Source organism: Propionivibrio sp. (assembly GCF_017995515.1).
Lineage (GTDB): Bacteria > Pseudomonadota > Gammaproteobacteria > Burkholderiales > Rhodocyclaceae > Propionivibrio.
Genome location: NZ_JAGOIT010000055.1, coordinates 1 through 8,741 on the forward strand (window position 1 = coordinate 1; position 8,741 = coordinate 8,741).

Sequence of the window (8,741 nt, forward strand, 5' to 3'; positions counted from 1 at the left end):
ATTATTGACGTTCGTGCAAGTCACTGACGCGTCTTGATCCCCGTTCGCCCTGAGCTTGTCGAAGGGCTCGATGGCACACGGCGTGCCGATTCATGCCCTGCGACTGGCTCCGGGCAGGATTCGACAGGCTCACCACGAACGGAGACGGGGACTTCAGTCGCTTTTACGATTCTCAATACCGTGACCGGCCCGCCCTGTTCAGGGGGCAACGGCTCGGCGAATTACCTGTCAGTCCAAGCGAATATTTGGGCCGCGCTCGATTCTTACAAAGATCAGGAGGCATCGTGGGAAACTTGGTGGAAGCAGAATCCAAAGCGCTATGGAAAGCGCCCAATCGACAGCTCGAACGCGTGCGCAACGCGCTCGAATCCCGTCACGGCACGCACGAACACTGGCCCGTCTTTGATGCGAGACTGCGCGCGCACGTGCTCGATCTGCGCGACGAGCTCTCCAACCTGTACGGCGTGCGCGGCGACTTCGAGTCCTTCCTCGTCGAACTGCTCGACGTCGCCTTCAAGGCCTGGGTCGAGCGCCCGGATGACCTCAAGGCGCGTGATGCCGACCACGAGGCGCATCCGCACTGGTTCGAGTCGCGCGAGATGCTCGGCGGCGTCTGCTACGTCGATCTCTACGCCGGCACCTTCAAGGGCGTCGAGGCGCAGCTCCCCTGCTTCAAGGAACTCGGCCTTACCTACCTGCACCTGATGCCGCCCTTCCTCTGCCCCGAGCCGCACAGCGACGGCGGCTACGCGGTGAGTAGCTACCGGGCGACCAAACCCTCGCTCGGAAAGATCGGCGACCTGCGCCATCTGGCGACGAAGCTGCGCAAGGAAGGCATCTCGCTGGTGCTCGACTTCGTCTTCAACCACACGTCCGACGAACACGATTGGGCGCGCGGCGCGCTGGCAGGCGACCCGCGCTACAAGGACTTCTTCTACATCTTCCCGGACCGCGCGCAGCCCGACGCCTACGAGAAGACGCTGCGCGAGATCTTCCCAGACGAGCATCCGGGCGCCTTCTCGCAGCTCGCCGACGGGCGCTGGGTGTGGACGACCTTCCACAGCTACCAGTGGGACCTCAACTACAGCAACCCGGCCGTGTTCGAGGCGATGGCCGGCGAGATGCTGTTCATCGCAAACCTCGGCGTCGAGTTCCTGCGCATGGACGCCGTCGCCTTCATCTGGAAGCAGATGGGCACGTCCTGCGAGAACCTGCCACAGGCGCACAACCTGCTGCGCGCCTACAACGCGCTGGCGCGCATCGCAGCGCCGTCGCTGATGTTCAAGTCCGAAGCCATCGTGCATCCCGACGACGTCGTCAGCTACATCTCGCCGGAAGAATGCCAGGTCTCGTACAACCCGCTGCAGATGGCGCTGCTCTGGAATTCGCTGGCGACGCGCGAGGTCAATCTCCTGCAGCAGGCGCTCGAACACCGGCACAACCTGCCGGACGGCGCCGCCTGGGTGAATTACGTGCGCAGCCACGACGACATCGGCTGGACCTTCGCCGACGAGGACGCCATCCATTTCGGCATCAACGGCTTCGACCACCGCCAGTTCCTCAACCGCTACTTCGTCAATCGCTTCGAAGGCAGCTTCGCACGAGGCGTGCCCTTCCAGGACAACCCGACGACCGGCGACTGCCGCATCAGCGGCACGGCCGCCTCGCTGTGCGGCCTCGAACAACACGACCCGCACGCCGTCGCGCGCCTCTTGCTGATGTACGGCGTCGTCTTTTCGTCCGGCGGCATCCCGCTCATCTACCTCGGCGACGAAGTCGGCACGCTCAACGACCCGGACTACATCAACGACCCCGGCAAAGCTGGCGACAGCCGCTGGGTGCACCGCCCGGCGCGCGATGCCGCGCGCTACGCACAGCGCAACGACCCGACCACCGACGCCGGCCGCATCTACCACGGTCTGCGCCGTATGATCGATTTGCGCAAACACCTGCCCGCAATCGACGGTGGCGAGCTGACTTCGTTCTGGACGCACAACCCGTCGGTGCTCGGCTACCTGCGCGAAGGCGACTCTTCACGCCTGCTGGTATTGGGCAATTTCAGCGAGTTCGAACAGACCATCGCCGCCCCGACCTTCTCGGCCATGCCTGAAACCATGCTCGACCTGATCGGCAACTCGGCGCACGGCGTGCGCCAGGGGATCACGCTGGCGCCGTATCAGATGGTTTGGCTGGTCGAAGGAAAGCACTAATGAGTGGAGCAGTTGCGCCACGTCATGCCTACAGATGGAAATCGCCCGCAGCTTCCGGCTGATAGAGCACTTTCCCGATCCTGATATGGCAGGTTCGGTTCGGAATCCGCCAGCTGAAGGCATCGCCCTCTTTGTAGCCCAGGATTGCGGTGCCGATCCCGGAGAAAATCGATAGTCTCCCGGCGCGGTCGTCCGCATCCTCCGGGTAAACCAGAGCGACTTCCACCTCCTCGTCGTCCACCTTCAGCAGCGCCCTGGAGTTCATCGTGATGACATCCTCCGCAACTTTCCGTGGCTCGACGACGACGGCTCGCTCGATCTCATGCTCGAGCTCGAATATGCCCGGGCCTTGCTCGAGGTCGATCAGGTTTCTGAGCCGTGTCTTGTCGATCTCGGTGATGTAGATGTCCGCAGCGTGCACCGCCGGACGCTCGCGCAAGAGCCGGAGATAGCGCGCGGAGCTCATGACCAGGGACTTCATCGCCGGGGTTTCGCTATCCGGCAAGAAGCCGCTACGCAGGAAAGCGTTCAGCGATCGTACGTTCTCCGGGTGGATTTTGGCGATCAACCGCTCCGCCCGCATCTCGAAGAAGGCGAGCTTCATGCCTTCGCGGATGGCGCTGGCGCCGAGCTTGCGGCCCCAGTTGTCGCGGTCGCCGATGACCAGGACCATCTCGCAGTCCGGGCCCATCTTGACGAGACGCACGAAGCCCACCGGCACGTCGTGCCGGTCGTAGGCCATGAAAAACCGACCGCCCTGGTTGAACAGATGGGTCAGGATCGGCAACTGGACTCGACCGATGACCTGCTCGATCAAGCGGGAGACATTGCACGAATCGCTCAGGAAGCGGGTGACCTCCTCGTCCTCCAGCCAGTCCATCAGCGTCAGCGCGTTGGTCCGGGTGATCTCGGGACAGAGGGAAACGAAAGGCGTGTTCATTTTGGAGACTCCTGCTGGGGTATGGGGAAGGCAAGGACAAGCCGCACTGCTCAGGCGCCGACCGGTGCATGCCAATGGCCGCTAAACAGCCGCTTCGGCAATTCCCGGGCGCGCACCCAGGCGCTGGCTTCCCATACCGCCACCGGGACGTTGAGGCCGGCGTAGATGCCGTAGCCCTCGCCGGCCTGAATGGTTTCCCCTGCCGTCAGGCTTTCGCCCGCCTTGATTGCCCCGCCCGCGACGATCGACTTGCCAGAGACGATCCCCCAGGAAGCTTCCAGATGCTCGCTGACATCGATCCCCTGATTCACCTCGATGCCCTGTGCCGACCGTGCGCTGCCACCGACCTTCAGAGCCCCCTTGACGCGGAGATTGCTCTTGCATTTCAGGGCGGCGCCCACGGCGACATCGCCACCAACCGCCGTCTGGCCGCCAATCGTGCACTCCGTGCCCACCTCGACATCCCAGCCGACGCGCAGGTCGCCGCCGCAGTCCAGGCGCTCCCCCACCAGCAGGTTCCAGTCGGCACGCACATCCCCCGCCACGTGCAGACTGCCGAGCGAGAGGACATTTCCGGCGACCCACAGGTCTTCGCCGACCTGCAGGTTGCGACCGACGCGAATGCCGGACTCGGCTCGCAAACTTCCGCCGATGCGTAGCACGGAGTCCACGTCGATCGGGCCACGCACAAGCAGACTGCCGGCGAACACGACGGCGTCCGCTTCCAGCGCATCGACTTCAAGCACGGCCTTGGTCGGCCCGAACTGATCCATCAGCCAGCAGGCATCCGACACCCGCCCGACGGCCACGAGCGCGTCGAGCAGGGGCTGGTAGTCGGAACCTTCCTGAAAATGGCGCATGAACCAGCGGAAACCATCGGCGCAGGGATTTTTCTGCCGGACGAATTGACGCGAGATATCCATCGCCCTCACTCCTTATCCGACCGATTGATCACGGGGAGAGCGGCTTCGTCCGGCCGTTGGGCTACCGGGAAGATCAGTGCGGCACGCACCAATTGCTGCTGCAAGGCGCCAAATCGGGCGGCAGGCGCCGGGTGATTGAAGTTGCATGCATCCGGCGGCGGCCAGATACTGTGGTTATGGACGTTCATAAAACTCCTGGATGGCAAGTGTTATCCCGCACCGGGTGCGGGAAAGGAATCACGCGGCGGCGGCAGGCAATCGCTGAAGGCTCAGGCGAATGGAAGCGGCGTGCAGCACGAGCACGATGACGATGTGAAGCAGGGAAAAATGGCGAGGACTGAAAGCGCGGCACCGACAACGGTCAGCCGTCAGATCGCTTCAGTTGTGAGCCCGACGATAGTTTTGTTGCGCTATTGGGGAAACAGCGTATCGCCGGGCCCGGGAATCTGCGGCAGTCGGGCAGACTCCTGAGCGTTCCGGGTGAAGCGACGCAGCGCCACCCATCTTCGCGGCGGCACAGGGCGCGAAGCTGATTGGGGCGGAGATCGGGAACAGAGCCATGGGCGGACTATAGTTCGACCCCGGAAACAATGTCAAACCGGCCGGCGTGCTCTTTCGACAGATCCCGGAGCACAGCAGTCGGCGGGATGGTTGTGTCTCGGAGTCATCGAGGGCAGGCAGTTGGGCGATGGCCAGCGCCGATCCGGAAGACGGGCTGTCGCGAAACTGCGCTTGATGGCACGGCAAGGCCCCTCGCGCCGCGCTGATCAGCGACGCGAGGGGCTCATCTTCAGGGGGTCAAACCAGATCGAAGCGATCCGCGTTCATCACCTTCGTCCAGGCGGCGACGAAGTCCTGCACGAACTTCACTTGCCCGTCGTCCTGCGCGTAGACCTCGGCGTAGGCGCGCAGCACGGAATTCGAGCCGAAGACGAGATCGACGCGGGTCGCCGTCCATTTGGTCGCGCCGCTGGCCCGGTCGACGATGGCGTAGCTGTTGCGGCCGGTGGGTTTCCAGGTGTAGGCCATGTCGGTCAGGTTGACGAAGAAGTCGGTGGTCAGCGCGCCGACGCGGTCGGTGAATATGCCGTGCCTGGTTCCGCCGTGGTTGGTGCCGAGCACGCGCAGGCCGCCGACCAGCGCGGTCATCTCGCAGGCGGTCAGACGCAGCAGCTGGGCGCGGTCGAGCAGCAGTTCCTCGGCGCTGACGACGTAGTCCTTCTTCAGCCAGTTGCGGAAGCCGTCGGCAAGCGGCTCGAGGACGGCGAAGGAGTCGACGTCGGTCTGGTCCTGCGTCGCGTCACCGCGTCCCGGCGCGAAGGGCACCGTAACTTCGACGCCAACCGCCTTGGCCGCGAGTTCGACGCCGACATTGCCGGCGAGCACGATCACGTCGGCGACGCTGGCGCCCGTTTCGGTGGCGATCTTTTCATAGGTGACGAGCACCTTGGCGAGGCGTGCCGGTTCGTTGCCTTCCCAGTCCTTCTGCGGTGCGAGGCGAATGCGCGCGCCGTTGGCGCCGCCGCGCTTGTCCGAGCCGCGGAAGGTGCGGGCGCTGTCCCAGGCGGTGGCGACCATTTCATTGATCGGAAGACCGGCGGCGACGATCCTGGCCTTGACGGCGGCGACGTCGTAATCCGTGCGCCCGGCCGGCACCGGGTCTTGCCAGATGAGGTCTTCGGCCGGCACGTCGGGGCCGATGTAGCGCGCTTTCGGCCCCATGTCGCGGTGCGTCAGCTTGAACCAGGCACGCGCGAAGGCGTCGGTGAAGGCGGCCGGATCCTTGTGGAAGCGCTCGGCGATCTTGCGGTACTCGGGGTCGAACTTCAGCGCCATGTCGGCGTCGGTCATCATCGGTGAGCAGCGTATCGAGGGATCTTCGACGTCGACCGGCATGTCTTCTTCGGCGATGTTGATCGGCTGCCATTGATGCGCGCCTGCCGGTGACTTCTGCAGCCACCAGTCGTATTTGAAGAGGAGGTCGAAGTAGCCGTTGTCCCATCGGGCGGGATGCGTCGTCCACGCGCCTTCGATGCCGCTCGTCACCGTATCGCGGCCGATGGCGCGCGTCGTGTGGTTTTGCCAGCCGAGGCCCTGTTCATCGAGTTCCGCACCTTCGGGTGCCGGACCGAGATTGGCGGCGCTGCCGTTGCCGTGCGCCTTGCCGACGGTGTGGCCACCGGCGGTCAGGGCAACCGTTTCCTCGTCGTTCATCGCCATGCGCGCGAAGGTCACGCGCATGTCCTTCGCCGTCTTCAGCGGATCGGGCTGGCCGTCGACGCCTTCCGGGTTCACGTAGATGAGGCCCATCATCACGGCGGCCAGCGGGTTTTCCAGATCGCGCTCGCCGGACCAGCGGTTGCCTTCGCTCCCGGTCGGCGCCAGCCATTCCTTTTCCGACCCCCAGTAGATATCCTTCTCGGGATGCCAGATGTCTTCGCGGCCAAAGCCGAAGCCGAAGGTCTTGAGGCCCATCGATTCGTAGGCCATGTTGCCGGCGAGGATGATCAGGTCGGCCCAGGAGAGCTTGTTGCCGTACTTCTTCTTGATCGGCCAGAGCAGGCGACGCGCCTTGTCGAGGTTGGCGTTGTCCGGCCACGAGTTGAGCGGGGCAAAGCGCTGGTTGCCGGTGCCGCCACCGCCGCGCCCGTCGGCGATGCGGTAGGTGCCGGCCGAGTGCCAGGCCATGCGGATCATCAGGCCGCCGTAGTGCCCCCAGTCGGCCGGCCACCACGCCTGGCTGTCGGTCATCAGCGCCTTGAGGTCTCTCTTCAGTGCTTCGACGTCGAGCTTCCTGACCTCTTCGCGATAGTTGAACCCCGCACCGAGCGGGTTGGTCTTGCTGTCGTGCTGATGCAGGATGTCGAGGTTCAGTGTCTTCGGCCACCACTGCCGCATCGTCTCGGCCGACGTCGCGCCGCCGTGCATCACCGGGCATTGCCCGACCCTTTTCGTGCCATTTCCGTCTGTCGCCATTTCGTCCTCCTTGAGTGTCGTCGTGGATGTGCATCGACGGAATCATCTTAGGACGGGGTGAGAAGCATTACCAATTGATTGATCTCATGCTCTCGATAGGCAATCACTATTGATACGGCGAGGTAATGTTTGAAGTCCGTTCGCCCTGAGCTTGTCGAAGGGAGGGCGGACTTCGACAGGCTCAACCCGAACGGAAATTGAGACTTCTTCGTGGCGGATCAATATCATCCATCGAGGCGATAGCGATGGCGCGCCACCACGGAATCGGCGTCGGCTCAGCCCGGCGCCGGACCGTCCGAAGCGCCGGCGTGCAGCACCGGCTGCCACTCGGTCTGCAGGCGTTCGCCGTCGCTTCCCTGCAGGACGCCGAGCATCAGGTCGGCGAGCTTGCGCCCGACTTTCACGGGCGTCGGCTGCTCGATGGCGGTGACGTTGGCGATGTCGAACAGCGTGTCTTCCGGCAAGCCGTCGTAGACGATCAGCGAGCAGTCGCGGGCCAAGCGCAGGCCGGCTTCGAGGATGGCGCGCACGACGCCGACGCCGGCCTGGTTATTGTCGACGACGATCGCCGTCGGCGGCGTCGGGTGCGCGAGCAGTTCTGCCATCGCGGCGTAGGCCGTGCGCCGTTGCACGCCGACTTCGCGCACCAGCGCCGGATCGACCGCGAGGCCGGCGGCCTGCATCGCCGAGACGTAGCCGTGGTGGCGCTGCGCGGCGAAGTTCAGATCGAGACTGGCGTGCAGGTAGGCGATGCGCCGATGGCCGAAGGCGACGAGGCGCTCGACAGCGAGGCGCGTTCCCGCCGCGTTGTCGAAGTCGAACCAGGCGAAGCCGGTCGGATCGGCCGTGCGGCCGTAGGCGACGAAAGGGAATTTCGCTTCGCGCAGGTAACGGATGCGCGCGTCGTCGAGGTGCGTGCGCGCGACGATCAGCCCATCGACGCGGTGCGTGCGGATCAGCCGCTGGTAGGTCGCCAGTCCGTCGTCGCGCCCGGCCGAGGCGATGAGCACGTCGAGGTGTTCTTCGTTCAAGCGCGCGGTCAGTCCTTCGAGCATCTCGATGAAGCGCGGGTCGCCGAGGTAGGTCGCGTCGAGCGGGTAGATCAGTCCGATCGCGTCGGCCCGCCCCATCGCCAGCCGGCGCGCCATCGTGTTCGGCCGGTAGCCGCAGGCCTCGGCCATTTCGGCGACGCGCTGGCGTGTCGCTTCGCTCACGTCCGAGTAGCCGTTGAGTGCGCGGCTGACCGTTGTCTGCGAGAGTCCGAGCTTTTCCGATAGTTGCTTTAGGTTCACTTTCATCGACCTTGTGTATGGTGCGGACGCTGCTGCAAAAACACGCTGCACGCTCAAGTCCGCTCACCATTATCGTTGAAAGACTTCCTTCCACGCCTTGCGCAAGCGTAAAAACCAAAGTACATTGGTACATATACACCAAAATAACTATCAGGAGGACGACATGGCCAGTAGCGAGCAAAAACCGCCGATCAGCGTCGAACGCATCCAGACCGGCGTACGCATCGAAAAACGATTGTTGAAGGTGCTCAAGGCGCTCGCCGAGTACAAGGAAATGTCGCTCGGCGACCTGCTCGAAGGCATCGTTCTGCACGCCTTCGAAGGCAAGACACCATTCTCGGAGGAAACGCTGGCGCGCATCGCCAGCCTCAAGGAAATTTACGGGCTCAACCTCGGTGCC

7 protein-coding genes are annotated in these 8,741 nt (G+C 64.1%); 3 read left to right on the forward strand and 4 right to left on the reverse strand.

Annotated elements, in window-relative coordinates; all coding sequences use genetic code 11:
* The first annotated feature begins 296 nt into the window (after window positions 1–296).
* Complete coding sequence (locus KBA32_RS10470; RefSeq protein ID WP_294358558.1) at window positions 297–2,210, forward strand: amylosucrase; 1,914 nt, start codon at window positions 297–299, stop codon at window positions 2,208–2,210.
* 28 nt (window positions 2,211–2,238) lie between these two features.
* Here KBA32_RS10470 and KBA32_RS10475 read toward each other — a convergent pair whose 3' ends face one another.
* Together KBA32_RS10475 and KBA32_RS10480 are read right to left on the reverse strand one after the other, a co-directional pair.
* A complete protein-coding gene (locus tag KBA32_RS10475) occupies window positions 2,239–3,150 on the reverse strand; it encodes a GNAT family N-acetyltransferase (protein ID WP_294358561.1) in 912 nt (303 codons plus the stop codon).
* Between the two features lie 50 nt (window positions 3,151–3,200).
* The gene (locus tag KBA32_RS10480; protein WP_294358564.1) at window positions 3,201–4,073 is read right to left on the reverse strand and encodes a hypothetical protein; all 873 of its coding nucleotides are present in this window, start codon (window positions 4,071–4,073) and stop codon (window positions 3,201–3,203) included.
* 135 nt (window positions 4,074–4,208) lie between these two features.
* Here KBA32_RS10480 and KBA32_RS10485 point away from each other — a divergent pair, with 135 nt between their 5' ends.
* A complete protein-coding gene (locus tag KBA32_RS10485; protein ID WP_294358567.1) occupies window positions 4,209–4,544 on the forward strand; it encodes a hypothetical protein in 336 nt (111 codons plus the stop codon).
* Between the two features lie 327 nt (window positions 4,545–4,871).
* Here KBA32_RS10485 and katG read toward each other — a convergent pair whose 3' ends face one another.
* Together katG and KBA32_RS10495 are read right to left on the reverse strand one after the other, a co-directional pair.
* Complete coding sequence (gene katG, locus KBA32_RS10490; RefSeq protein ID WP_294358572.1) at window positions 4,872–7,049, reverse strand: catalase/peroxidase HPI; 2,178 nt, start codon at window positions 7,047–7,049, stop codon at window positions 4,872–4,874.
* 275 nt (window positions 7,050–7,324) lie between these two features.
* Window positions 7,325–8,347: a LacI family DNA-binding transcriptional regulator gene (locus KBA32_RS10495; protein WP_294358576.1), complete on the reverse strand. Its 1,023-nt coding sequence runs from the start codon at window positions 8,345–8,347 to the stop codon at window positions 7,325–7,327.
* Between the two features lie 157 nt (window positions 8,348–8,504).
* Between KBA32_RS10495 and KBA32_RS10500 the strand changes: the two genes are divergently transcribed.
* Window positions 8,505–8,741, forward strand: a 237-nt coding sequence (locus KBA32_RS10500; RefSeq protein ID WP_294358579.1) for a hypothetical protein, incomplete at its 3' end; no start/stop codon positions are given.

Bases quoted from the DNA above. Each gene is read 5' to 3' on its own strand.
- KBA32_RS10475 (WP_294358561.1), bottom strand. From the start codon at position 3,150: ATGAACACGCCTTTCGTTTCCCTCTGTCCCGAGATCACCCGGACCAAC.
- KBA32_RS10480 (WP_294358564.1), bottom strand. From the start codon at position 4,073: ATGGATATCTCGCGTCAATTCGTCCGGCAGAAAAATCCCTGCGCCGAT.
- katG (WP_294358572.1), bottom strand. From the start codon at position 7,049: ATGGCGACAGACGGAAATGGCACGAAAAGGGTCGGGCAATGCCCGGTG.
- KBA32_RS10495 (WP_294358576.1), bottom strand. From the start codon at position 8,347: ATGAAAGTGAACCTAAAGCAACTATCGGAAAAGCTCGGACTCTCGCAG.